The following is a 24952-nucleotide window of genomic DNA, read 5'->3' as shown; positions in this document are numbered from 1 at the left end:
GGTTTTTACATTCAGTCAGGACCGGTCTTTGATAGCGCATCATCAAAGAAGATCATCAATGACAGGAGGTTGTCATGGAACAAAATCTCGCCAGCGCTCAGATTTCCACCCCACGCCCGCGTTGGGATCGCTCACGCCTGGTTTCACGCATAGTACATCTTGGCTGCGGGGCCTTTCACCGCGCCCATCAGGCGCTTTATACCCATCATCTGCTGGAAAGCAGCGACAGCGACTGGGGTATCTGTGAGGTCAACCTGATGCCCGGAAACGATGCAACACTGATTCAAAACCTGCGGGCGCAGGATCTGCTTTACACTGTTGCCGAGCGTGGAGCACAAAGTACAGAACTTAAAATCATTGGCTCGATGAACGAAGCGCTGCATCCAGAATTTGACGGCAGTAATGCAATTATCCGCGCAATGGCGCGCCCAGAAACTGCCATTGTTTCACTGACAATTACCGAGAAAGGTTATTGTACTGACCCCGCCAGCGGCGTGCTGGATCTGAATCACCCGTTTATCCAGCATGACGTTGCAAATCCACAGTCACCAAAATCGGCGATTGGCTATATTGTCGAAGCTCTGGCATTGCGTCGCGAACAGGGATTAAAGGCCTTTACCGTATTGTCTTGCGACAACGTACGAGAAAACGGTCATGTCGCGAAAGCCGCTGTCCTGGGGCTGGCAACAACACGCGACCCGCGACTGGCCGAATGGATAGCGGCACATGTAACGTTTCCTTGTACGATGGTGGATCGCATTGTTCCGGCAGCAACGGATGAGACCTTAGCGCACATCGCCGGGCAGCTTGGCGTTTACGATCCCTGTGCCATTGCCTGCGAGCCGTTCCGCCAGTGGGTTATCGAAGATGACTTTGTTAATGGTCGTCCGGACTGGGATCGGGTTGGCGCACAGTTTGTGCAAGATGTGGTGCCGTTTGAAATGATGAAGCTGCGCATGCTTAACGGCAGTCACTCTTTCCTCGCATATCTTGGCTATCTTGGCGGTTATGAAACCATTGCCGATACAATGACTAACCCGGCATATCGCGATGCTGCGCTGGCGTTGATGCTTGATGAACAAAGCCCGACGCTGTCAATGCCTGAAGGTACAGACCTTGCGGGTTATGCGGAATTGCTGATCGCACGCTTTACTAATCCATCACTGAAGCACCGAACCTGGCAAATCGCAATGGACGGCAGCCAGAAATTACCTCAGCGTTTGCTGGATCCCATTCGGCTACATCTTGCACAAGGAGACAATTACCGTCACCTGGCTTTGGGAGTTGCAGGCTGGATGCGCTACGTCAGTGGTATAGATGAAAAAGGCGATTCATTCGAAGTGGTCGACCCTATGGCGGCACAGTTTCGGGCTATTTATCAAAAATATAAATCATCAGGGGAGCGTGTCCGGGCACTACTGGCAATCGACACCATTTTTGGGCAGGATCTACGCGATAACACCGACTTTATTGAGCATGTAACCGCTGCCTGTCAGCAATTGCACAGCATAGGCGCACGTGCAGCGGTAGCTGGTCTGAGTCATTAACGCTTTTTTTAAAGACCCACGATCTGCCTGACATAAGCCAGATGTTCCAGCGATTTTTGATAAGCACCGTCAGCATCAGCCTGGCGAATTGCATCCACAATTGCTTTATGTTGCTTATTCATGCTGGTTAACACATCCCGATTGCCGGAGCGTTCATCCAGTCCGGCATACGGGATGTTGACACGTTGCTCCCACAACATACGCGACATATCGAGCAAGACGCGGTTCTGACTGGCTTCAGATACCGTTAAATGGAATTGCTTATCGAGAGAGTAAAAGCCATGAACATTATTTTCACTAATGGCTTTTTCCATGCTGAGGTGCAGTAGTTCAAGCTGGCTAATAAGCTCATCTTTGCCTGCTTCTGCAGCGAGACGCGCGCAATGGCTGTCAACCAACTCACGCGAGTAGAGTATTTCTTCAACTGTATAATCGCTGGCAGAATGCTTTTTATCAGCAACAATTACGCCATTACCGGATTGGATGGTGATCCATCCTGAGATCTCAAGCACAATCAATGCTTCTCTGAGCGATGCCCGACTCACGCCAAGTTGCTTCGCCAGTTCACGTTCAGGAGGCAAGAAGCTTCCCGGTGGAAAAATACTATCGTTGATGAGCTTAATGATGAGATTGGCTATCTTTTGATAGAGCCGCTCCTGTTTTACCTCAGGAATAACCATGTGCATTCCGTTCCCTTCTGTGTACGATTTTTAACTGATTTATCATATCATTCCCGGAGTTAAGAAACGCATGCCTGAGTCAGTTCCTTGTATCAGAGGTAAACAATTTTAATCACCAGAGACCAAATCCTGCGCGCATGCCCAGGCGCTCGACCACGCCCACTGGAAGTTATAGCCGCCCAGCCAGCCGGTGACGTCCATGACTTCGCCGATAAAGTAGAGTCCCGGCACTTTGCGCGCTTCCATCGTGCGCGATGACAGCTCGTTGGTATCGACGCCGCCCAACGTGACTTCAGCGGTACGATACCCTTCCGTACCGTTCGGCTGCACCCGCCACTCAGTCAGCGTCTCAACCAGCGTTTGCTGATCGCGCACATTAAGCTGCTTCAGCGAGACATCCGGGATTTGCCCTAACTGCTGTAAACATTCCACCAGACGCTTTGGCAACTGCATTGCCAGGGTGTTCTTTAAGCTTTGATTAGGGTGTGCGCTACGTTGGTCATCGAGGAAGCTCGCGAGGTCAACATCCGGCAACAAATTAATGCTGACAAATTCACCTGGCTGCCAAAAACTGGAAATCTGCAGCACGGCCGGACCAGAAAGCCCGCGGTGCGTAAAGAGCAGGTTTTCACGAAATACGGTGCCGTCCTCGGCGGTGATAACGGAAGAGACGGATACGCCAGAGAGCACCTGAAGCTGCTCCAGTAGCGGCTTATGTAAGGTGAAAGGTACCAGCCCTGCGCGCGTAGGCAAAACGTTCAGGCCGAACTGTTCCGCAATTTTATAACCAAACGGCGTCGCGCCCAGCCCCGGCATAGAGAGACCACCGGAGGCAATAACCAGCTTTTTCGTGCCGACACTCATCCCATTCAATTCCAGGATAAAATCGTCACCATCTCGCTCAACGCTCAGGATTTCGCTACGTAACCGCATAGTTACGTTACCTTTTTCACACTCATCCACCAGCATATCGACAATTTGCTGGGCGGAATCATCGCAGAAAAGCTGACCTAGCGTTTTTTCATGCCAGGCAATACCGTGCTTACCCACCAGATCGATAAAATCCCACTGTGTATAACGCGCCAGTGCCGATTTGCAAAAATGCGGGTTTTGGCTCAAATACGCAGCCGGCTCGACATAAAGGTTGGTAAAGTTGCAGCGGCCCCCGCCAGACATGAGAATCTTGCGCCCGGGCTTTTTACCATTATCAATCAGCAGTACGCGACTACCTGCCTGTCCTGCCTGCGCGGCACAAAACATACCCGCTGCGCCAGCGCCTATAATAACGGTATCAAACCTTTCCACGTTGCGATCCTCTCTAAAAAGCGGGAGTGAATTGTAAAGATTCCTCAGTGGTCGCACCAGCACCAAACTACCGATAAAGGGTATTTATCTGAAATATATAGGATAATTCTTTAGTGGTGTAAAACAAAGCAGGAGACAAATCAAAAAAACTCTATATTTCACTTTGCCCGCGCCGCCAAAGTCACTGATAATGCGCCGCGTTCATGTCCTCAAAATGGCGTAACGTCCTATGCTACATTTGTTTGCTGGCCTGGATTTACATACCGGGCTTTTACTATTGCTTGCTCTGGCTTTCGTGCTGTTCTACGAAGCAATTAATGGCTTCCATGATACAGCCAATGCTGTCGCAACTGTGATCTATACCCGTGCAATGCGTTCGCAATTGGCGGTGGTCATGGCTGCGGTGTTCAACTTCTTTGGTGTTTTGCTGGGCGGTCTCAGCGTGGCGTATGCCATCGTGCATATGTTACCAACGGATCTGCTGCTTAATATGGGATCGTCACATGGCCTCGCCATGGTGTTCTCCATGTTGCTGGCGGCAATTATCTGGAACCTGGGTACCTGGTACTTTGGTCTGCCTGCATCCAGCTCCCACACGCTGATTGGCGCCATTATCGGTATTGGTTTAACCAATGCACTGATGAACGGCACCTCGGTGGTGGATGCACTTAACATCCCGAAAGTTATCGGTATTTTTGCCTCGCTTATCATCTCACCGATTGTCGGTCTGGTGGTTGCAGGTGGTCTTATTTTCATTCTGCGTCGCTATTGGAGCGGTACGAAAAAACGTGCCCGTATCCACCTGACGCCGGCAGAACGTGAAAAGAAAGACGGAAAGAAAAAGCCGCCGTTCTGGACGCGTATTGCACTGATCCTCTCTGCTATCGGCGTGGCGTTCTCTCACGGCGCGAACGATGGTCAGAAAGGCATTGGTCTGGTAATGCTAGTGCTGATTGGCGTAGCGCCAGCAGGTTTCGTGGTGAATATGAATGCTTCCGGTTACGAAATTACCCGTACCCGCGATGCAATCAATAACGTCGAAGTCTTCTTCCAGCAGCGCCCTGACCTGCTTAAACAGGCCACAGGCGTAGACCAGCTGATTCCGTCCCCGACGGACGCGACACCAGCGACGCCGACCGAGTTCCATTGCCACCCGGCGAATACCATCAACGCGCTGGAACGTGCGAAAGGTATGCTGGCGAATCTGGAAACCTACGACAAGTTAAGCGTCGAACAGCGTGGTCAGTTGCGCCGTATTATGCTGTGCATCTCTGATACCACCGATAAAGTGGTTAAGCTGCCTGGCGTAAGCGCTGACGATCAGCGTCTGCTGAAGAAACTGAAATCTGACATGCTGAGCACCATTGAGTACGCGCCTATCTGGATCATTATGGCCGTCGCACTGGCGCTGGGTATTGGTACGATGATTGGCTGGCGTCGCGTGGCAACCACTATCGGTGAGAAAATCGGTAAGAAAGGCATGACCTATGCCCAGGGGATGTCGGCGCAGATGACCGCCGCAGTCTCTATCGGTCTTGCCAGCTACACCGGTATGCCCGTTTCCACCACACACGTTCTCTCCTCTTCCGTTGCGGGAACGATGGTTGTTGATGGCGGCGGTTTGCAGCGTAAAACGGTGACCAGCATTCTGATGGCCTGGGTCTTCACCCTGCCAGCAGCAATTCTTCTTTCCGGCGGGCTGTACTGGCTCTCCCTGAAGCTTATCTAAGCGAATGCGCGGTAAAAAAGCGGGTCAGGAAACTGGCCCGCTTTTTTTGTATCTGTCGTTGGAATCAGTGCCAGATAATCAGCGCAACCATGCTGATTAGCACCAGGCCGCATAGCGCGCTGGTGAGAATGAACTGACCGCGAACCCGCTCACAGCGGCGAATAAATTCATCATCATGATGATCGCGGTAACGCTGAGCGTAGATATACCACACCAGACGCATCTGCTTGTTCGGTTGCCCATGCGAGGTAAAAAAGCCCCCTCCATCTACATACTGGTAAAGCAATGGATCGCAACCACGAAGTACTACTAGCAGTGCGCGTAGCGAAGAAAAATAGCGCGCCATATTAACAATGCAAACGACACATAAAGCCCAGAACAATGCAATGGTGCTTATCATACCCCCTCCCCGGCGACCCGCCCACGGAACTCCTTTCCGGGACTACCGCTCCCCGATACCCTGCCAAACCATTCAGTGAAGAGTACTGAAGAAACCGTTCGTATTAGTATCACGCATTCGAACGCCCCTCTAGATAGTGTAGGAGATTAGTTAATTTTTTTGCCAGAAGGTTAATCGCTATCAATGCAATTAACTAAAAAATTTGTTTAACTGCTTGGCAAGCAAGGCGGATTGACGGATTATTCTGGTCGCTATAATGTAAGGATAGTCCTTATATGGTACGTTTTTACGACTGGGCTAGCCCCGCGCACAAGGTTCGCAGGACGCGGATGACGCGGCGGCAGAGAAACGCCAGCAGGCTAGTCATCGACAACTTATGGAAGGAGTAACACTATGGCTTATAAACACATTCTTATCGCGGTTGATCTTTCTCCGGAAAGCAAAGTTCTGGTTGAAAAAGCGGTCTCTATGGCGCGGCCTTACAATGCTAAAGTTTCCCTTATCCACGTTGACGTAAACTATTCCGACCTGTACACCGGCCTTATCGACGTGAATCTGGGCGACATGCAGAAACGCATTTCTGAAGAAACCCACCACGCGTTAACCGAGCTGTCCACCAACGCAGGCTACCCTATCACCGAAACCCTGAGCGGTAGCGGCGACCTGGGTCAGGTTCTGGTTGATGCCATCAAAAAATACGACATGGACCTGGTCGTTTGTGGTCACCACCAGGATTTCTGGAGCAAACTGATGTCCTCCGCGCGCCAACTGATCAACACCGTCCACGTCGACATGTTGATTGTTCCGCTGCGTGACGACGAAGAAGCATAAAATGCTTGCCGCCGGGAAATAGCCCGGCCTGCTGCAAGTAGTTAAGCCTGTAAACGCCCGCCTGTGCGGGCGTTTTTGTTTTTATCATTCGGACACAATTAGTACATCAATCCAACAAACAAATCATAATTAGTGTGATCAACTAATTGGATCGAAAACCATCTCTATAATACTCTACTCTCGCGGCCAATAGCCGCAGTCTATAACAAAATAAGACTTTTTCGGCGCGTTTAAGCATACGCGTTCATACTTTTCGGGATGGCTTTGAAAGGCGATGGAATATGAATAAAACTGCACCTACGGGCTTGCTGCAGCAACCTCGTCCGTTCTTCATGATCTTCTTTGTAGAATTATGGGAACGATTTGGCTATTACGGCGTTCAGGGCATCCTGGCGGTATTCTTTGTTAAGCAGCTAGGATTTTCACAGGAACAGGCATTTGTCACCTTTGGTGCCTTTGCTGCGCTGGTCTACGGCCTGATCTCGATCGGCGGCTACGTCGGCGACCACCTGTTAGGCACTAAGCGCACGCTGGTTCTCGGTGCCATTGTGCTGGCAATCGGCTACTTCATGACCGGGATGTCGCTGCTCAAGCCCGATCTGATCTTTATTGCTTTGGGTACCATTGCCGTCGGTAATGGGCTGTTTAAAGCCAACCCGGCAAGCCTGTTGTCAAAATGCTATCCACCAAAAGACGCCCGTCTGGACGGTGCTTTCACCCTGTTTTATATGTCGATTAACATCGGTTCGTTGCTGTCGCTGTCGCTGGCGCCGGTGATTGCCGATAAGTTTGGCTACGCGGTGACCTACAACCTGTGCGGGGCCGGGCTTATCGTCGCGCTGCTGGTCTACTTTGCCTGCCGTGGGATGGTAAAAAATATCGGTTCTGAGCCAGACCATAAACCGCTGAATTTCCGTAATCTGCTGTACGTGCTGGCCGGTACGGTAGTGATGGTATTTATCTGCGCCTGGCTGATGCACAACGTGCAGATTGCCAACCTGGTGCTGATCGTCCTGTCGATTGCCGTGACTATCATCTTCTTCCGTCAGGCATTCAAACTGGATAAAACCGGGCGCAACAAGATGTTCGTGGCCTTCATCCTGATGCTGGAAGCAGTTGTGTTCTACGTGCTGTACGCGCAGATGCCGACATCGCTGAACTTCTTTGCTATCAATAACGTGCACCATGAAATTCTCGGTTTCGCCATTAACCCAGTGAGCTTCCAGGCGCTGAACCCGTTCTGGGTGGTGCTGGCAAGTCCGGTACTGGCCGCGATCTATACCCGTCTGGGAAACAAAGGCAAAGACCTGACTATGCCGATGAAATTTACGCTCGGTATGTTCCTGTGCTCGTTGGGCTTCCTGACGGCAGCCGCTGCCGGGATGTGGTTTGCGGATGCGCAGGGGCTGACGTCGCCGTGGTTTATCGTGCTGGTATATCTGTTCCAGAGCCTGGGTGAACTGCTGATTAGTGCCCTGGGACTGGCGATGGTCGCCGCTCTCGTGCCGCAGCACCTGATGGGCTTTATTCTCGGGATGTGGTTCCTGACGCAAGCCGCCGCCTTCCTGATGGGCGGGTATGTCGCCACGTTTACTGCCGTACCGGAGAACATCACCGACCCGCTGCAAACGCTGCCTATCTACACCAACGTCTTCAGCAAGATAGGCCTGGTCACCCTGGCTGTCACGGTGGTGATGGCGATTATGGTGCCCTGGCTGAACCGAATGATTAATACGCCAGATAGCAGTAAATAAGCTTTTTTTAACATTAACCGCGAGTCACATCGCGGTTTTTTTGCCTTTTAAGTCCTGCATTGTAAGAGCGTAGTTTATACAAACAGGTCATCATGCATGGACATGACCATGAACGATATTGCGTTGATTAAGACTTCAGTTTTATCACGCCAGTGGAAAACGCTTCTAACCGAGGATGAGCACCGGGCATTTTCAATCGCTACCCTTTGCGAGCGTTAATCCACTCCTGAACTTCGACCACAAAAGTGTCCGGCGCTTTGCGGTACATTTTGCGCGCCAAATCCAGAATCGTATGCTGACCGAGCGCTTCTTCCATTCGCTGCTGAGCCATATCCATTACCGAGCGCACACCACAAATGCCTTCACAGGCCCACTCCGGCGGATGCTCCTCAAATACCGCCAGCCGTTGGCGAATCTCACGACACTCAAAGATGCGCTTATCGCCATCAATGGCATTCACCACGTCCAGCACCGTAATGTGTTCAGCAGGTTTAGCCAACTGGAAACCGCCGCCCTTTCCCTCAATGCTGCGCACCAGGCCCGCTTTCGACAAACGGGTGAAAATTTTCGCCAGGTAGTCATACGGCACGCTTTGCAGCTCGGCAATTTCCCGCACGCTCATATCCCGCGCGTCGCCCTTGCTGTCGACCATACACATCAGGCTATGAATGCCGTACTCAACCCCGGAACTGTAAAATGCCATTCTCTTATCTCAGCCAAAATGAATCTGAGTTAATTGTAGCTTTTTCGTCTCATTCATTCCAGACAGCAGCACAACCCATATTTATATAAAAACTTTAATCTTATATTTATCAAATAGATAATCAAAAACCCTACGACATCAGGACAAAAAGGATCCTGATCGCATTGCAATTCCTAACTCCGACAAATAAAATCCGAGTAAATTATTCGTAGTCACCAGAGAGAACCCCCAATGCGTAAACGAATTCTGATCGTGGGCGCCGGCTTTGCCGGTATGTGGGCAGCATTAAGCGCCGCACGACTGGCGGATAAACATCAGCAGGCCATTGATATTACAGTAATTGCACCACAGCCAGAGCTGCGTGTCCGCCCACGCTTTTATGAACGCGCCGTACAAACCCTGGTCGCCCCGCTGCAACCCTTGTTTGACGTTACCGGCGTCAACTTCCTGCAAGGTCACGTCGAGCAGATCAACCAGGACTCTAAAGAGGTGAGCTGGAAAGATGCCAACGGAGAAATTCATCTGCGCCGCTACGACCGCTTGGTACTCGCCAGCGGGAGTCACGTTAACCGCGACGCCGTTGTCGGTGCAGCCGAGCATGCGTTTGACCTCGACCAGCTCGAGAGCGCCGCCGCACTGGAGCAGCACATAACAGACCTGGCATTACAGCCGGAAAGTGAGGCTCGCAATACGGTGGTGGTCTGTGGCGGCGGCTTTACCGGGATTGAGATGGCACTGGAATTGCCTGGTCGTCTGCGTGAGATTCTGGGTGCCGATGCTAAGACCAGAGTGGTCGTAGTTGAACGCGGTGCTCAGCCTGCCGGGCGCTGGAGCCAGGAATTACGCGACGTAATAATCGAAGCCTCCACTGAACTGGGCATCGAATGGTTGGTAAATGCAGAAGTAGAAAGCGTGGATGCTGGCGGCGTAACGCTGAAAGATGGGCAGGTTATTGCCTCTCAAACAGTTATCTGGACCGTCGGCGTGCAGGCCAATAGCCTGACAGCACAGATTAACGCCCCGCGCGATCGACAGGGCCGCCTGCATGTGAATGCCAATCTTCAGGTCGTGGGTCATGATAATATCTACGCCACTGGCGATGTGGCCTACGCCGCCACCGATGACAAAGGCAACCATGCGTTAATGACCTGCCAGCACGCTATTTTGTTGGGTAAATTTGCCGGTAATAACGCCGCTGCAAGCCTGCTGGGTGTAGAACCTTCACCGTACCGTCAGGAGATGTACGTCACCTGTCTGGATCTCGGCGCGTGGGGCGCGGTGTATACCGAAGGATGGGATCAGCAGGTCAAACTCACTCGCGCAGAAGCGAAGAAACTGAAAGTATCGATTGTCAGTGAACTGATTTATCCGCCGAAAGCGGAAAGAGCCGTCGCATTTGAGATGGCTGACCCATACGCACCATTTGTTTAAGCAGTAATGCCGGATAGCGGCTAACGCCTTATCCGGCCTACAAACTACGCGGTCCCCGCGTAAATATCAAACCGATGCCCTTTCGTGACTACCGCGTTCGGCGTGGCGACATCCGCCAGCGGCGGTGCGTAATCCGGGCGCTTCACTACCACACGTTTAGTAGCTAGCTGACGCGCAGGCTCCAGCAGCCCATCCGCATCCAGGTCCGGCCCCACCAACGACTGAAACACCCGCATCTCTTTTTTCACCAGCGCACTTTTCTGCTTATGCGGGAACATCGGGTCGAGGTACACCACCTGCGGACGCGGGGTGATATCGGTTAACGCCGTCAGGCTTGAGGCGTGGATCAGTTGTAAACGTTCCTGCAGCCACGGACCGATTTCCGGGTCAGCATACCCTCGCGCCAGGCCATCATCCAACAGCGCCGCCACGACCGGGTTACGTTCCAGCATTCGCACGCGGCAGCCTACTGAGGCCAGCACAAACGCATCGCGCCCCAGCCCTGCAGTCGCATCAACCACATCCGGCAGGTAATCGCCTTTAATGCCAACCGCCTTCGCCACCGCTTCGCCGCGACCACCGCCAAATTTGCGCCGATGGGCCATCGCACCGCCAACGAAATCCACGAAGATACCGCCGAGTTTGGGCTCATCACGTTTGCGCAGTTCCAGATGTTCCGGTGTCATCACCAGCGCCATCAGGTTATCTTCATCGTGCGTAAGATTCCAGCGGGCGGCAAGAACAGATAAGGCGCCGTCTCCGGCGCCTGTTTCATCTACTAAGCAGATTTTCACGTGAATAATCAGCCTTTAATCCCGTAATGCTCCAGCATTGCATCCAGTTGCGGCTCACGGCCACGGAAGCGCTTGAACAGTTCCATCGGCTCTTCAGAACCACCACGGGTGAGAATGTTATCGAGGAACGATTGTCCGGTTTGACGGTTGAAAATCCCTTCATCTTCAAAGCGAGAGAATGCATCCGCCGCCAGCACGTCGGCCCACAGGTAGCTGTAGTAACCCGCCGCATAGCCACCAGCAAAAATGTGGCTGAAGGCATGCGGGAAGCGGCCCCACGTTGGGCCCGGCACCACGGCGACCTGCTTTTTAATTTCCGCCAGCGTTTCGAGGATTTTCGCCCCTTGCTGTGGGTTAAACTCCGCATGCAGACGGAAATCAAACAGGCCAAACTCCAGTTGACGCAGAATAAACAGCGCCGCCTGGTAATTTTTCGCCGCCAGCATTTTATCCAGCAACTCCTTGGGCAGCGGCTCACCGGTCTCAAAGTGACCAGAGATAAATGCCAGCGCTTCGGGCTCCCAGCACCAGTTTTCCATAAACTGGCTCGGCAGTTCGACCGCATCCCACGGCACGCCGTTGATACCTGAAACACCGGCGGTTTCGATACGGGTCAGCATATGGTGCAGACCGTGGCCGAACTCGTGGAACAGGGTGATCACTTCATCGTGGGTAAACAGCGCGGGTTTGCCGTTCACCGGGCGGTTAAAGTTACAGGTCAGGTAGGCAACAGGCTTTTGCAGCGTACCGTCGGCTTTACGCATCTGGCCGACGCAGTCGTCCATCCACGCCCCGCCACGTTTATGTTCACGGGCATACAGGTCAAGATAGAAACTGCCGCGCAGTTCGTTGTTTTCGTCATACAGTTCGAAGAAACGTACTTCCGGGTGCCAGACGTCAACATCGGTGCGCTCTTTAGCGGTAATGCCGTAAATACGTTTAACCACTTCAAACAGGCCGTTAACGGCTTTGTTTTCCGGGAAGTATGGACGCAGCTGCTCGTCGCTGATGCTATAGAGGTGCTGTTTTTGTTTCTCGCTGTAGTAAGCGATATCCCACGGCTGCAGTTTATCGACACCAAATTCTGCTTTCGCGAAGGCGCGCAGTTGAGCCAGCTCTTTCTCACCCTGAGGACGGGCACGTTTCGCCAGGTCGGTAAGGAAGTCGAGTACCTGCTGCGGGTTTTCCGCCATTTTGGTGGACAGAGATTTAAAAGCGTAGCTTTCAAAGCCCAGCAGCTGTGCCAGCTCGTGGCGCAGCGCGAGGATCTCTTCCATTATCGGGCTGTTGTCCCATTTACCAGCGTTTGGCCCCTGGTCAGACGCGCGAGTGGAGTAAGCGCGATACATCTCCTCACGCAGCCCCTGGTTATCACAGTAGGTCATCACCGGCAGGTAGCTTGGGATATCCAGCGTTAACAGGTAGCCTTCCTGCTGTTTAGCATCAGCCTGGGCTTTTGCAGCCGCCAGCGCGCTTTCCGGCATGCCGGAGAGTTCCGCTTCATCAGTCACCAGCTTAGTCCAGCCCATCGTGGCATCGAGGACGTTATTGCTGTAGAGATTGCCCAGCTCAGACAGGCGGGTGGCAATCTCACCATAGCGCAGCTGTTTTTCCTTCGGCAGACCAATACCAGAAAGCTCGAAATCGCGCAGCGCGTTATCGACCGCTTTTTTCTGTGCGGTGTTCAGGGTGGCGTAATGATCGCCGTCACGCAGGTCGCGGTACGCTTTGTACAGACCTTCATGTTGTCCAACCCAGGTGCTGTATTCAGACAGCAGCGGCAGCGTTTGTTCGTAGGCTTCGCGCAATTCCGGGCTGTTTTTCACCGAGTTCAGGTGGCTAACCGGAGAGAAAATACGCCCCAGCACATCGTCAACTTCCGCCAACGGCTGGCAAAGATTTTCCCAGGTGTACGGCGCGCCCTGCGCAACCACTCGCTCAACGTTTTCGCGGCAATCGTTCAGCGCCTTAGTCACGGCAGGCACGACGTGCTCAGGCTGAATTTTAGAAAACGGCGGCAGTTCGAAGGGGGTCAGCAATGGATTGGTCATTAGCGCGGTCCTGTTGAAAAGAGTGAATGAAGCGCGTATCCGGCGCTGTGCATATTAATTTGTACAATGGGGTTAAGTGTAGAGGATTTCAATGCCAGGCGTTGCGCTTTCGCGGCAGTGACGACTTTTCTGTATACTGTGGCGATACGCTTTATTTTCGCCCGATATTGCGCTGTTTTCGGGCCTACGTTTATAACCTGGAACACGTTTACCCATGCTGAGTTATCGCCACAGTTATCACGCTGGCAACCACGCCGACGTCCTTAAACACACCGTCCAGAGCCTGATCATCGAATCGCTTAAAGAGAAAGAAAAACCGTTTCTCTATTTGGATACCCATGCTGGCGCAGGCCGTTATCAGCTGAGCAGTGAGCATGCCGAACGTACCGGTGAATATCTGGAAGGGATCGCCCGTATCTGGCAGCAGGACGATTTGCCTGCCGAACTGGAACCCTACATTGGCGTGGTGAAGCACTTCAACCGTAGCGGCCAACTGCGCTACTACCCCGGCTCTCCGTTAATTGCTCGCCAGCTGCTGCGAGAACAGGACAGCCTGCAATTAACGGAACTGCACCCGAGCGACTTTCCTTTGCTGCGCGGCGAATTCCAGAAAGATGAGCGCGCACGCGTGGCCAAAGCCGATGGTTATCAGCAGCTAAAAGCAAAATTACCGCCGGTTTCCCGTCGCGGGCTGATCCTTATCGATCCCCCCTACGAAATCAAAAGCGACTATCAGGCGGTGGTGACCGGTATTAACGAAGGCTATAAGCGTTTCGCAACCGGCACCTATGCGCTGTGGTATCCGGTAGTTCTGCGCCAGCAAATCAAACGCATGATCCACGACCTGGAAGACACCGGTATCCGCAAAATTCTGCAGATTGAGCTGGCGGTGCGCCCGGACAGCGATCAGCGCGGCATGACGGCGTCCGGTATGATTGTAATAAACCCGCCGTGGAAGCTGGAGCAGCAGATGAACAGTGTCCTGCCGTGGTTGCACAGCAAACTGGTTCCGGCAGGAACCGGTCATACGTCGGTAAGCTGGATCGTGCCGGAGTAATCGCAGTCATCGGTGGAACCTTTTAATTTCAGGTATACAATCGCGAATATTTTGGCGGATGGCGTAACGCTTCTCCGCCCTACAATGAACATGAAGGAGCGGTCATGACCAAGCACTATGATTACATCGCTATTGGCGGCGGCAGCGGCGGTATTGCCTCCATTAACCGTGCAGCAATGTACGGCCAGAAATGCGCGCTGATTGAAGCCAAAGAGCTAGGCGGCACCTGCGTTAACGTTGGCTGCGTACCGAAAAAAGTGATGTGGCATGCCGCACAGGTCCGCGAAGCAATCCACATGTACGGGCCGGATTACGGTTTCGACACCACCATCAATAAGTTCGATTGGGATAAACTGATCGCCACGCGTACCGCTTATATTGATCGCATTCATACCTCGTACGACAACGTGCTGGGCAAAAATAATGTCGATGTGATTAAAGGCTTTGCCCGCTTTGTGGATGCCAAAACCATTGAAGTGAACGGTGAAACCATTACTGCCGATCATATTTTGATTGCTACCGGTGGTCGCCCGAGCCATCCGAGCATTCCGGGTGTGGAATACGGTATCGACTCCGACGGTTTCTTTGAGCTGCCCGCGCTGCCAAAACGCGTGGCCGTTGTTGGCGCAGGCTACATCGCCGTTGAACTGGCGGGCGTAATTAACGGTCTGGGCGCAGAAACGCATCTGTTCGTGCGTAAACACGCGCCGCTGCGCAGCTTCGACCCGATGATCGTCGACACGCTCGTTGAGGTGATGAACGCCGAAGGCCCGGCTCTGCATACTCACGCGATACCAAAAGCGGTCGTTAAAAACGCTGATGGTAGCCTGACCCTGCAACTGGAAGATGGTCGTAGCGAAACGGTAGATTGCCTGATTTGGGCGATCGGTCGTGAACCTGCCACCGACAACTTCAACCTGGCGGTTACTGGCGTGAAAACCAACGAAAAAGGCTACATCGTCGTTGATAAATTCCAGAACACCAGCGTGCCGGGTATTTATGCCGTCGGCGATAACACCGGGGCCGTTGAGCTGACGCCGGTTGCCGTTGCCGCGGGCCGTCGTCTTTCCGAGCGTCTGTTTAACAATAAGCCGGACGAACATCTGGACTACAGCAACATCCCGACCGTGGTCTTCAGCCATCCGCCTATTGGTACCGTGGGCCTGACCGAGCAGCAGGCTCGCGAACAGCACGGCGATGATCAGGTGAAAGTGTATAAATCATCGTTTACCGCGATGTATACCGCTGTCACCACCCACCGTCAGCCGTGCCGCATGAAGCTGGTTTGCGTCGGTCCGGAAGAGAAGATTGTCGGTATTCACGGCATTGGTTTTGGGATGGATGAAATGCTGCAAGGCTTCGCGGTCGCTCTGAAAATGGGTGCAACCAAGAAAGACTTTGATAACACCGTTGCCATTCACCCAACGGCATCTGAAGAGTTCGTGACCATGCGTTAATCAATAAAAAACCGGATGGCACTTTGCCATCCGGTTTTCTCTTATTTACCCTGCATATACGGTGTATATACCCCATTAAGGCTTTCGAGGAATGCCACGATATCGTCGATATCTTCCTGCGGTAGTTCTTTACCCACCTGATAACGCAGCATCAGTTTTACCGCACCGTCGAGCGTAGGCACATCACCGCGATGGAAATAAGGCGCAGTCAGCGCAACGTTACGCAATCCAGGGACTTTCTGACGCAGCTTGTCACGTAATTCATTGGTGACGTTCATGCGGCCAATATCTGCAGCAGTGACCTCGCCGAAATTAAAGTCCTTTTTCAGACCCAATGGTTCAAATGAACGTCCGCCTAAAATAATACCGCCATGACAGGTCGCGCACTTATTATCTTTAAACAACTGATAGCCATGTTTTTGCTGAGCGGTTAAGGCCGCTTCATCACCACGCAGCCATTTATCAAACGGCGAATTTGGCGTAATCAGCGTTTTCTCAAACTCAGCAATCGCATCGGTAATATTATCCCCACTGAATCCCTGCGGATAAACGGCAATGAACTCTTGCTTAAGTTGCGGATCCTTATCCAGTTTCTGGATAATTTCATCCCAGGATTTAGACGCCATTTCGATAGGGTTCAACGGTGGGCCACCGGCCTGCGCCTGCAGTGTTGGCGCACGGCCATCCCAGAATTGCTCAACGTTAAAGACCGAGTTAAATACCGTTGGCGCATTGATAGGGCCAACCGCGCCGCCTACACCGATTGACGTTTTCCGGCCATCCACGCCGCCCGCATTCAGGGCGTGACAGTGCGCGCAAGAAATCGTGCTATCGCCGGAAATACGCGGGTCATGGTAAAGCGTAAAACCAAGCGCTACTTTGCGGGCATCGGTCGGGATGCTTTCCGGTATCGGCTGTACAGGTTCATTACGATGCTGCGTGGCAGTATCGTTACTGGCGTAGTACTGCTCACGCTGTTTCGCAATCCAGCCCTGGATCTCTGCTCGCTCCGTATCGCTTACCTTGCCAGCCCAGTGCAATGCGGTATAACGCGTCGGCGGCATGGTCTCGTACTGCATCACCCACTCAATTTTATTCAGATCGCTTTGCGAAACGGGTTTATCCGCGACCAGCGCCGCACGAACGGCCTCCAGATTGAATGATTTGTATCCCAGTTGAATATCGTAATTCATCAACTGCTTAGCGACGGGAAAAGAAGAATAGAAAGGTAATTCAGCCGAAGGAGTGTGACAATAATCGCATCCTTTTTCACGTAAGAACCCTAGTACTTTATTATTTTCTTCCAGCGTAGAGGCCTGAACATCAGCCTGTTTACTCCGTTGATTATCGTGATACCACACATAACCGGATAATCCAAAATAACAAATCGCGACGCCAGCTATGGCAATCACGGTAAGACGGGTAATGATTTTCATTATTTTACCCTCACCGTTGTGAGTTATTGTGACCCAGAAAATTAGAATAATTAATAGACAGTCTTTGTCAGACCTGACCATCATAGGAAATGAGGGGATTACTATTTTGATAAGTATCAAGCAATTACATGGAGGAGAACTATCGATAGAATAGCCTGTGCCTATTATAGAGTTAAACGTTACCAAGTTGTGTTCACACCTCGTTGCAATCGAATGTTCTGAAAATGGAATATCCTCAGGTTGTGCAGAATTCGGAATTCTGCATTATTTTCATTGGGATAGATTTATTTTTTGGATATTGCGCAGCACTAAAATGTGATCGACCGCACGCTTTACTCACCAGATACCGAAGCGAATGTCTACGCTTAATTGACGAGCGGGCAATAGCCTTAATCTTTCAACGTCCATCGGAGGTCTTTCGCATTATGCTCAACCAGAAACTACCCCACGCCCCTTCTGAAGAAATGACGATCGACATCGATCTGCTTTATGAAATGGATCCGTGCGAGTTAAAGCTGGATGAAATGATTGAGGCGGAGCCTGAACCAGAGATGATTGAAGGGTTACCCGCCTCAGATGCGTTAACTCCCGCCGATCGTTACCTCGAGCTGTTCGAACACGTTCAGTCGTCGAAACTGTTTGCCGATAGCAAAACCTTCCCCGACTGTGCGCCGAAAATGGATCCGCTGGATATTTTGATCCGCTATCGCAAGGTTAAACGCCACCGCGACTTTGATCTGCGACGCTTCGTCGAGAACCACTTCTGGCTCCCGGAAACGCCCTCCAGTGAATATGTTTCTGACCCGGAAAATTCGCTGAAAGAGCATATCGATCAACTGTGGCCGGTGCTGACGCGCGAACCACAGGACCACATTCCCTGGTCCTCGCTGCTGGCGTTACCGCAGTCATATATTGTGCCCGGCGGGCGTTTTAGTGAAACCTACTACTGGGATTCCTACTTCACCATGCTGGGTCTGGCGGAGAGCGGTCGCGAAGATCTGCTGAAATGTATGGCGGATAACTTTGCTTGGATGATTGAAAACTATGGTCACATCCCGAACGGTAACCGTACTTACTACCTGAGTCGCTCGCAGCCGCCGGTCTTTGCGCTGATGGTCGAACTGTTTGAAGAGGATGGCGTACGCGGCGCGCGTCGTTACCTTGATCATCTAAAAATGGAGTACGCGTTCTGGATGGATGGCGCAGATTCCCTGGTACTCAACCAGGCCTACCGTCACGTGATCAGAATGTCGGACGGCTCCCTGCTCAACCGCTATTGGGACGATCGTGATACGCCGCGCGATGAGTCGTGGCTTGAAGACGTCGAAACCGCCAAGCATTCGGGTCGCCCACCCAATGAAGTGTATCGGGATTTGCGCGCGGGCGCGGCCTCCGGCTGGGATTACTCCTCGCGCTGGCTACGCGATGCAGGCCGTCTTGCCAGCATACGCACCACTCAGTTCATCCCTATTGACCTGAACGCGTTCCTCTACAAGCTGGAGAGCACTATCGCCAATATTTCCGCACTGAAAGGCGACAAAGACACTGAAGCGCAGTTTCGCCAGAAAGCCAATGACCGCCGCGATGCGGTGAATCGCTATCTTTGGGACGATAAAAACGGCTGCTATCGCGATTACGACTGGCGGCGCGAACAAATGGCCCTGTTCTCTGCCGCCAGTATTGTGCCGCTGTATGTCGGCATGGCAACACATGAACAAGCCGACCGACTTGCCAATGCGGTCCGCAGTCGCCTGCTAACCCCCGGAGGGATTTTAGCCACGGAGCATGAAACGGGTGAGCAATGGGATAAACCCAACGGCTGGGCGCCGCTGCAGTGGATGGCGATCCAAGGTTTCAAACTTTACGGCGACGACCATCTCGGGGATGAAATCGCCCGTAACTGGTTGAAAACGGTGAATCTCTTTTATCAGGAACACCACAAGCTTATCGAAAAATACCACATCGCCGACGCCGCGCCGCGCGAAGGCGGCGGCGGGGAATATCCGTTGCAGGACGGCTTTGGCTGGACCAATGGCGTGGTGCGCCGACTCATCGGTCTGTATGGCGAACCCTAGCAGCTGACAGTCTGAATTATCAGACCGTCAGTTAATCGCATCGTACAGTTCGGCGTGAATTTTCTGCCATTTCTTGTTCTCTGGGCTTGGCTGCGCGCGAACGCGTAGCTCGGCCTGTTCAAGGTCATACTGCTGACGCGCGACAACCGCCGGCACCGAGCAAAAACTTTGCAGATAGCTTTTATGCAGCGATGTGAGTGACGCCCCATTCGCCATCGCATGGCTGACCGTGGTCATAAACTGCCGACATGGCTTACTCTCACTCATCTGCGAAGGGTAACGCAGCAGCAGCCTCAACACCTCGGTATTGCCTGCCGAGAATGCCTGCTCCGTCCACGCCAGCTTCCAGTCCATCCCGCCCTGCAGGAAAAGTGACGTCACACGGGTGTCGTTGCGCTCGATAGCCGCGCGCATGTTAAAGGCATCCCAGGTGATGCCCATTCGGGTCACCGACTCCCGCGCACCAGGGGCATCACGCCGTGGCTCCTCCTGCACGATTTCAACGGATTGCCCGGAAGACGCTTGTGGCGCTGGCGAAGTGAATAACCAGAACGCGCCCAGCGAAATCACCAGCACCATCACGCCGACCGCTACCCACAACATGCCGGAAATCAGCTGTTCACGTTCTTCCGCCGTGCGCCTGGCCCGTTTCTCCGGCGGATCGATACTGTCTGCGATTTCCTGTTTATCGCCCCCTGCCTGCTCGTCTTTTTGCTTTGCGTTTTCCCAAAACTGGCGAACCGTCGCCTCATCGGACTCCATATACGACGCAGGATTAATGCGCGTACGCCGTTCTTCAAATGCCCGCTGCACAGGGTGAGTAATCTGTCGGTACTGGCAATCCAGCAACAGCAGTTGTACTGAGGTTAGCGGTTGCTGCGCGATAACGCAGTTACGGGCCAGGCGGCAGTCATCCAGGAACATCCTCAGCGTGATACGTGGCTCAACAAACGACATGAGCACCGAGGTATCGTTAAAAATCTCGCTAAAATGCCGAACGAATAACTTCTTATCGACAACCATCAGCGCCAGTTCACTAAACATCATGCCGTCCAGCGCATCCCGACTTTCCCCCAGCTTTAACCAGCGACGCAGACGTTCACCGCCAAAGTGCTGTTTCAGGAAGCTGTTGAGCGGATGTTGATCCGGCCATACCCGCGCAATCAGGGATTTGAGGGTTAATTCTATTGCGCGAAGCTGACGCTGCGCCCGCATCTGCGCATCCGGCTCTGCACGTTCAATCTCGGTTGGATACTTCAGGAGGGGCTGTTGCTGGCGCAACTGTTCCAGAGAAGCGACAAAGCGCAGCGCAGAAATCAGCTGGTTTTCACTGACGTCCTGGCCATTTTCATATTGCGGCACGCTCTGCTGAAGATGGCGTAGCCGCAACGTGAACTGACTCAATTGCGCGTCATTCATCTGCAACCGCCTGGCGACAACGCCCCAACCTCCCAGATTCAATCGCGCCTGGTCAAGCTGCTCGAGAAACCAGCGTGGATCTTTACCTTCTGCGACGCGCACGCCAAGCATCAGTAAAATTTCTACCGAGGCCTGCCGGATTATCCCCAAACAATGTTCGAATGGTGTACATGTCGCCTGTAACGCGCTATTGGTCATTATCTTCCCTAAAAGGACCCAAAAAGTGCGGCCTCACAATGGTGTGTAGTTATCTTTTTTAAATGCAGCGCTGTGCCGCCATAGACTAAAACACATTCATATAGCAAATAAATATGTTTTACAGTGACTTCCACACAATCATTGAAAATTATTCTGGAGATAAGCCTGTGCCTGTACTGAAAACCTCGCGTTTGATCTGCCGCCCACTCACACATGACGACTGGGCGTTTTTCTTAACGTTACAGCAGAACGCAGATGTGATGCGCTTTGTCTCTGACTCGCGTACCGAAGAGGAGATACGGACAGTCTTTGACTCCCGCTTGCCTGAATGGTCTCCCGGCAGTCCACACTGGCTGTGTCTGATCCTGTGCGATAAGGCATCGGGCGTACCGCTTGGGGTAACCGGATATATTCAGGATAAAAATGAATGTGCCGAGGTCGGCTTTCTGCTCACTCCCGAGGCGCAGGGCAAAGGTTATGGCGCTGAGTCCCTGCATGCCGTTTGCGATTATGCGTTTACCGCCGGAGGACTACGCCGACTGACGGCCTGCGTCACCGCAGGAAACGATGCCTCACGGCGTCTACTGGAAAAGGTCGGATTCATTCTCGAAGGCACGCTGCGAGAAAGCTACTGGCTACATCAAACCTGGCATGATGACTGGATTTTAGGCCTGTTAAAACAGGAATATCAGCCGCCCGCGCCATCAGGCGTTTTGCTGTAAAAAATGGCTGGATGGCAGCTGGCGTAACGGGGTGTGTTTCCTAAAATAGGTCTCTTTGTACAGAGATTATTATGCCGCTGCATTCGACGCAGTTCACGCCCGCCTGTATCGCATTTATTAAGCAATGGCAGGGCCTGTCGCTGGAAAAGTATCAGGACAAAAAGGGGATCTGGGTCATTGGCTACGGGCACGAAATCACCGCAGATGAATCCTTTGATGCCCCAATTATGCTGATGCAGGCCGAAACATTGCTGCTCGCGGATATAAATATCTGCGAGGCATTCATCCATAAGGAAATGCCGCAAATACAAGATCGGTTTCAACAGGAAGCGTTAATTGCATGGATGCTCAGCGTGGGGATTAGCCGGTTTTGCAGTGCTGAATTTTGGCCGTGGGCTATTTCACAGCCAGAAACAGTCTGACTGTGAAATATTTTCCCATTATAGGGTGTCGTTTAGCATCATTGCCGCCTGCGTACGGTTTTTTACCTCCAGGCGCTGATACAGCGATTCAAGATGGGCTTTTACCGTTCCAGTGCTGATATTTAATAATCGACCAATTTGTTTATTAGATTCTCCGGCGGCCAGCATCGTCAGAATCTCCCGCTGACGCGCGCTGAGCAATCTGATATTTTGCCCGCCACATTCGGTCGCTGTGATGCAATCTCTGGGGATAAACATCATACCTATCGCGACGCTATTGAGTGCCAGCGTGAAGGTTTCCGCATCAGAATCGCGCGGAATAATGGCCAGCACGTTTAATTGCGTGACTTCCTGTAGCCATTTTTTACGGCAGTCCGTTGCGGTTACCAGCACTTTTACCTTCGCAAAGCGCTCTGCTATCTGTTGCAGCAAGCTACGGCAGAACTCAGCGTCAAAATCTCCATCCAGCATAACCAGTGCATCAGGATTGTCTTCCAGCGTCCGCCAAAGATCATCTGCCTGACTGACACTCTGAACATTCACTCCTGGAATACGCTCTTGCAAAATTACATTCATTCCATGAATAAATATTGACTGCCTGTCAAACATTATTAACTGCATTATTTATCTCCGTCTGAATAAGATATTAGCCTTAACACGCGGAAGGGTATTATCCGAGGGGCAAAATATGAAGTCACCATTTGGCGGAGGCCATTTTACCGATAGACGGAGAAGAAAGAAGCAGACGTTATAAATAGTTACAGCTGAAACCAAAGAATCACACAAAGGATCAAAATCGGGGTCAAATGTTCAGAAAATCCTTAATATTTGATGTTCAACCCTGGATTACTAATATTAATAATCCGGAGTTTATATTCTTAGCTAAAAATAAGGAACTCACGATAACAGACAAATATGTTACAAAACAAAATATCGCATTAAATGATCATTCGGGCATGAGAATGGGGAGGTGATCATGGTTTCTGATACAACAAATACACTCCCGAAGAAGAATGAACTCTTCAGAACGTTTATCCCCGATCTCTTTCCGCGGTATCAGATTCCAAATAATACCGGCTAACGCCACCAGTTATATTTTGACTTCTGATGGCGCGCCGGTTTTCGATTGCTCAAAAGGCTAAGTAAGAGGCGGTCGATTACAGGAACATCCCGCCAGAGACTTCGATACGCTGTGCCGTCATCCAGGCCAGCTCATCGCTGAGCAACGCAGCAATGGCGTCGCCAATATCGTCCGGTAACCCAACACGCCCCAGCGCCGTCTGCGATGCAATGTAGGCATTCAATTGCGCATTATCCCGTACGTTTCCGCCGCTAAAATCCGTCTCGATTGCCCCAGGCGCAATAATATTCGCCGTAATGCCGCGCTCTCCCAGCTCTTTCGCCTGATAACGGGTTAACACCTCCATCGCCCCTTTCATGGCAGCGTAAGCGCTGTAACCCGGTAGCGCAAAGCGCGACAATCCGGTCGAGACATTAAGAATGCGTCCGCCGTTGTTGATCAACGCCAGCAAGTTCTGTGTCAGGAAAAAAGGTCCTTTAAAATGGATGTCCAAAAGCTGGTCAAATTGCGCTTCAGTGAACGCCGGATACGGTGCGTTAATGCCAACTCCGGCATTGTTCAATAAATAATCAAAGGTGTCGCTTTGCCAGTGCGTTTGTAGGGTTTCCTGCACCTGTTTGACAAACTGAGGGAAAGTGGAAATATTTCCGACGTTCAACGGTAATGCTGCAGCTTTACCGCCAGATTGGCGAATTTCATCTACAACCTGCTGCGCTTCTTTTTCATTGCTGTTCCACGTCAGGATGACACCAATGCCTTTACTCGCCAGCTTTAGCGCCGCGTTTTTACCGAGTCCACGGCCGCCGCCGGTCACCAATGCGATACGTTGCGTCATAAGAAACCTCATTTCAGGTGTTGTGAAGATTGAGACAAAGCTTATTAGGTGGTAGAAAAACAATAAATACCGCTTACTGCGCATTACTGTTTCATTTAGAACAACAATAGGGCATGAGAATGGATAAAATTCACGCAATGCAGTTGTTCATCCGCGTCGCAGAACTGGAGAGCTTTTCGCGCGCGGCAGACACCCTCGGACTTCCTAAAGGTAGCGTATCGCGTCAAATCCAGGCCCTGGAAAATCATCTGGGCACACAGTTGTTGCACCGCACAACCCGCCGCGTTCAGCTCACGCAAGACGGCATGATCTATTACGAACGAGCGAAAGATTTGTTGAGCAATCTCGATGAACTGGATGGGCTATTCCATCACGACCCGGCCAGCATCAGCGGCAAGCTGCGCGTCGATATGCCGGTTGGTGTGGCGAGAAATCTGGTGATGCCCCGCTTACCGGCCTTCTTGCATCAGTATCCGGGGCTTGAGCTCGAACTTAGCAGCAGCGACCGCCTGGTAGACTTGATCCGCGAAGGCTTCGACTGTGTGGTACGCGTGGGGACGCTGAAAGATTCAGGGCTGATTGCGCGCCCGCTGGGAAAACTCACGCAGATTAACTGCGCCAGCCCGCAATACCTCGCCCGATTTGGTTATCCGGAAAGCCTGGAGGATTTAGCCTCGCATGCGGTGGTGCACTATTCAGTCAATTTGGGAACACGTGCGCAAGGCTTTGAAGTAGCGACAGACAACGGTGCTAAATGGGTTAAAACCGGCGGCATGCTGACGGTGAACAGTACCGAAACGTATCATGCGGCATGTCTTGCCGGTCTGGGCATTATTCAGGTACCGCGCGTGGGCGTGCGTGATGCCCTGCGCGCCGGTACGCTGATTGAAGTATTACCGCAATATCGCGCCGAACCATTACCGGTTTCATTGCTCTATCCGCATCGCCGTAACCTCTCCCGCCGCGTACATCTGTTTATGGAATGGCTGACCGGCGTGATGAAAGACTATGTGGACTGACAAGCT

Annotated in this window: 21 protein-coding genes; 11 read left to right on the top strand and 10 right to left on the bottom strand. The window is 52.2% G+C overall.

Features of this window, described 5'->3' with window-relative positions; genetic code table 11:
- Positions 1-74: 74 nt before the first annotated feature.
- Positions 75-1547 (top strand): fructuronate reductase, encoded by a 1473-nt coding sequence (locus tag HV314_RS01255; RefSeq protein ID WP_080859308.1) that lies wholly within the window; start codon positions 75-77, stop codon positions 1545-1547.
- A gap of 8 nt (positions 1548-1555) precedes the next feature.
- Here the strand turns inward: HV314_RS01255 and HV314_RS01250 are convergent, their stop codons facing one another.
- The gene (locus HV314_RS01250; RefSeq protein ID WP_371745387.1) at positions 1556-2233 is read right to left on the bottom strand and encodes a FadR/GntR family transcriptional regulator; all 678 of its coding nucleotides are present in this window, start codon (positions 2231-2233) and stop codon (positions 1556-1558) included.
- Between the two features lie 102 nt (positions 2234-2335).
- On the bottom strand, positions 2336-3532 hold the full coding sequence (locus tag HV314_RS01245) for an NAD(P)/FAD-dependent oxidoreductase (protein WP_115190079.1): 1197 nt from the start codon (positions 3530-3532) through the stop codon (positions 2336-2338).
- A 229-nt stretch (positions 3533-3761) separates the two neighbouring features.
- Between HV314_RS01245 and pitA the strand changes: the two genes are divergently transcribed.
- Positions 3762-5261 (top strand): inorganic phosphate transporter PitA, encoded by a 1500-nt coding sequence (pitA, locus tag HV314_RS01240; protein ID WP_181547151.1) that lies wholly within the window; start codon positions 3762-3764, stop codon positions 5259-5261.
- A gap of 64 nt (positions 5262-5325) precedes the next feature.
- On the opposite strand, the gene uspB is transcribed toward pitA, so the two are convergent.
- Positions 5326-5661, bottom strand: coding sequence for a universal stress protein UspB (gene uspB / locus HV314_RS01235; protein WP_003023371.1), 336 nt, complete (start codon positions 5659-5661; stop codon positions 5326-5328).
- 393 nt (positions 5662-6054) lie between these two features.
- On the opposite strand from uspB, the gene uspA reads away from it, so the two are divergent.
- Together uspA and dtpB are read left to right on the top strand one after the other, a co-directional pair.
- Positions 6055-6492, top strand: a complete 438-nt coding sequence (gene uspA, locus HV314_RS01230; protein WP_003023368.1) for a universal stress protein UspA — start codon at positions 6055-6057, stop codon at positions 6490-6492.
- 281 nt (positions 6493-6773) lie between these two features.
- Positions 6774-8246 (top strand): dipeptide/tripeptide permease DtpB, encoded by a 1473-nt coding sequence (dtpB, locus tag HV314_RS01225; RefSeq protein ID WP_019078104.1) that lies wholly within the window; start codon positions 6774-6776, stop codon positions 8244-8246.
- Between the two features lie 199 nt (positions 8247-8445).
- Here dtpB and HV314_RS01220 read toward each other — a convergent pair whose 3' ends face one another.
- Positions 8446-8949 carry an RrF2 family transcriptional regulator gene (locus tag HV314_RS01220; RefSeq protein ID WP_016154877.1) on the bottom strand — a complete coding sequence of 168 codons (504 nt, stop codon included), beginning with the start codon at positions 8947-8949 and terminating at the stop codon, positions 8446-8448.
- Between the two features lie 231 nt (positions 8950-9180).
- Here HV314_RS01220 and HV314_RS01215 point away from each other — a divergent pair, with 231 nt between their 5' ends.
- On the top strand, positions 9181-10380 hold the full coding sequence (locus HV314_RS01215; RefSeq protein ID WP_181547149.1) for an NAD(P)/FAD-dependent oxidoreductase: 1200 nt from the start codon (positions 9181-9183) through the stop codon (positions 10378-10380).
- Positions 10381-10424: 44 nt separating this feature from the next.
- On the opposite strand, the gene rsmJ is transcribed toward HV314_RS01215, so the two are convergent.
- On the bottom strand, positions 10425-11174 hold the full coding sequence (gene rsmJ / locus HV314_RS01210; protein ID WP_047358192.1) for a 16S rRNA (guanine(1516)-N(2))-methyltransferase RsmJ: 750 nt from the start codon (positions 11172-11174) through the stop codon (positions 10425-10427).
- An 8-nt stretch (positions 11175-11182) separates the two neighbouring features.
- Positions 11183-13225 (bottom strand): oligopeptidase A, encoded by a 2043-nt coding sequence (gene prlC, locus HV314_RS01205; RefSeq protein WP_181547147.1) that lies wholly within the window; start codon positions 13223-13225, stop codon positions 11183-11185.
- Positions 13226-13439: 214 nt separating this feature from the next.
- Here prlC and HV314_RS01200 point away from each other — a divergent pair, with 214 nt between their 5' ends.
- Positions 13440-14282, top strand: a complete 843-nt coding sequence (locus HV314_RS01200) for a 23S rRNA (adenine(2030)-N(6))-methyltransferase RlmJ (protein WP_016154881.1) — start codon at positions 13440-13442, stop codon at positions 14280-14282.
- 104 nt (positions 14283-14386) lie between these two features.
- The gene (gene gorA, locus HV314_RS01195) at positions 14387-15739 is read left to right on the top strand and encodes a glutathione-disulfide reductase (RefSeq protein WP_047358193.1); all 1353 of its coding nucleotides are present in this window, start codon (positions 14387-14389) and stop codon (positions 15737-15739) included.
- A gap of 41 nt (positions 15740-15780) precedes the next feature.
- On the opposite strand, the gene HV314_RS01190 is transcribed toward gorA, so the two are convergent.
- Positions 15781-17175 (bottom strand): cytochrome-c peroxidase, encoded by a 1395-nt coding sequence (locus tag HV314_RS01190; protein WP_181547145.1) that lies wholly within the window; start codon positions 17173-17175, stop codon positions 15781-15783.
- Between the two features lie 425 nt (positions 17176-17600).
- Here HV314_RS01190 and HV314_RS01185 point away from each other — a divergent pair, with 425 nt between their 5' ends.
- Complete coding sequence (locus HV314_RS01185; protein WP_181547144.1) at positions 17601-19250, top strand: alpha,alpha-trehalase; 1650 nt, start codon at positions 17601-17603, stop codon at positions 19248-19250.
- Between the two features lie 27 nt (positions 19251-19277).
- Here the strand turns inward: HV314_RS01185 and HV314_RS01180 are convergent, their stop codons facing one another.
- Positions 19278-20867 (bottom strand): STY4199 family HEPN domain-containing protein, encoded by a 1590-nt coding sequence (locus HV314_RS01180; RefSeq protein ID WP_181547142.1) that lies wholly within the window; start codon positions 20865-20867, stop codon positions 19278-19280.
- 167 nt (positions 20868-21034) lie between these two features.
- On the opposite strand from HV314_RS01180, the gene HV314_RS01175 reads away from it, so the two are divergent.
- Positions 21035-21589, top strand: a complete 555-nt coding sequence (locus HV314_RS01175) for a GNAT family N-acetyltransferase (RefSeq protein WP_181547140.1) — start codon at positions 21035-21037, stop codon at positions 21587-21589.
- A 71-nt stretch (positions 21590-21660) separates the two neighbouring features.
- Complete coding sequence (locus HV314_RS01170; RefSeq protein ID WP_181547138.1) at positions 21661-22011, top strand: glycoside hydrolase family protein; 351 nt, start codon at positions 21661-21663, stop codon at positions 22009-22011.
- Positions 22012-22029: 18 nt separating this feature from the next.
- Here the strand turns inward: HV314_RS01170 and HV314_RS01165 are convergent, their stop codons facing one another.
- On the bottom strand, positions 22030-22632 hold the full coding sequence (locus HV314_RS01165) for a helix-turn-helix transcriptional regulator (RefSeq protein ID WP_181547136.1): 603 nt from the start codon (positions 22630-22632) through the stop codon (positions 22030-22032).
- A 536-nt stretch (positions 22633-23168) separates the two neighbouring features.
- Positions 23169-23927, bottom strand: coding sequence for an SDR family NAD(P)-dependent oxidoreductase (locus HV314_RS01160; protein ID WP_016157705.1), 759 nt, complete (start codon positions 23925-23927; stop codon positions 23169-23171).
- A gap of 119 nt (positions 23928-24046) precedes the next feature.
- Between HV314_RS01160 and HV314_RS01155 the strand changes: the two genes are divergently transcribed.
- A complete protein-coding gene (locus HV314_RS01155) occupies positions 24047-24946 on the top strand; it encodes a LysR family transcriptional regulator (protein ID WP_016157706.1) in 900 nt (299 codons plus the stop codon).
- Positions 24947-24952 lie beyond the last annotated feature (6 nt).

This window comes from Citrobacter sp. RHBSTW-00887 (genome assembly GCF_013728095.1).
In the GTDB taxonomy this organism is placed as follows: domain Bacteria; phylum Pseudomonadota; class Gammaproteobacteria; order Enterobacterales; family Enterobacteriaceae; genus Citrobacter; species Citrobacter braakii.
This window is presented reverse-complemented; position numbering and strand designations above follow the sequence as displayed.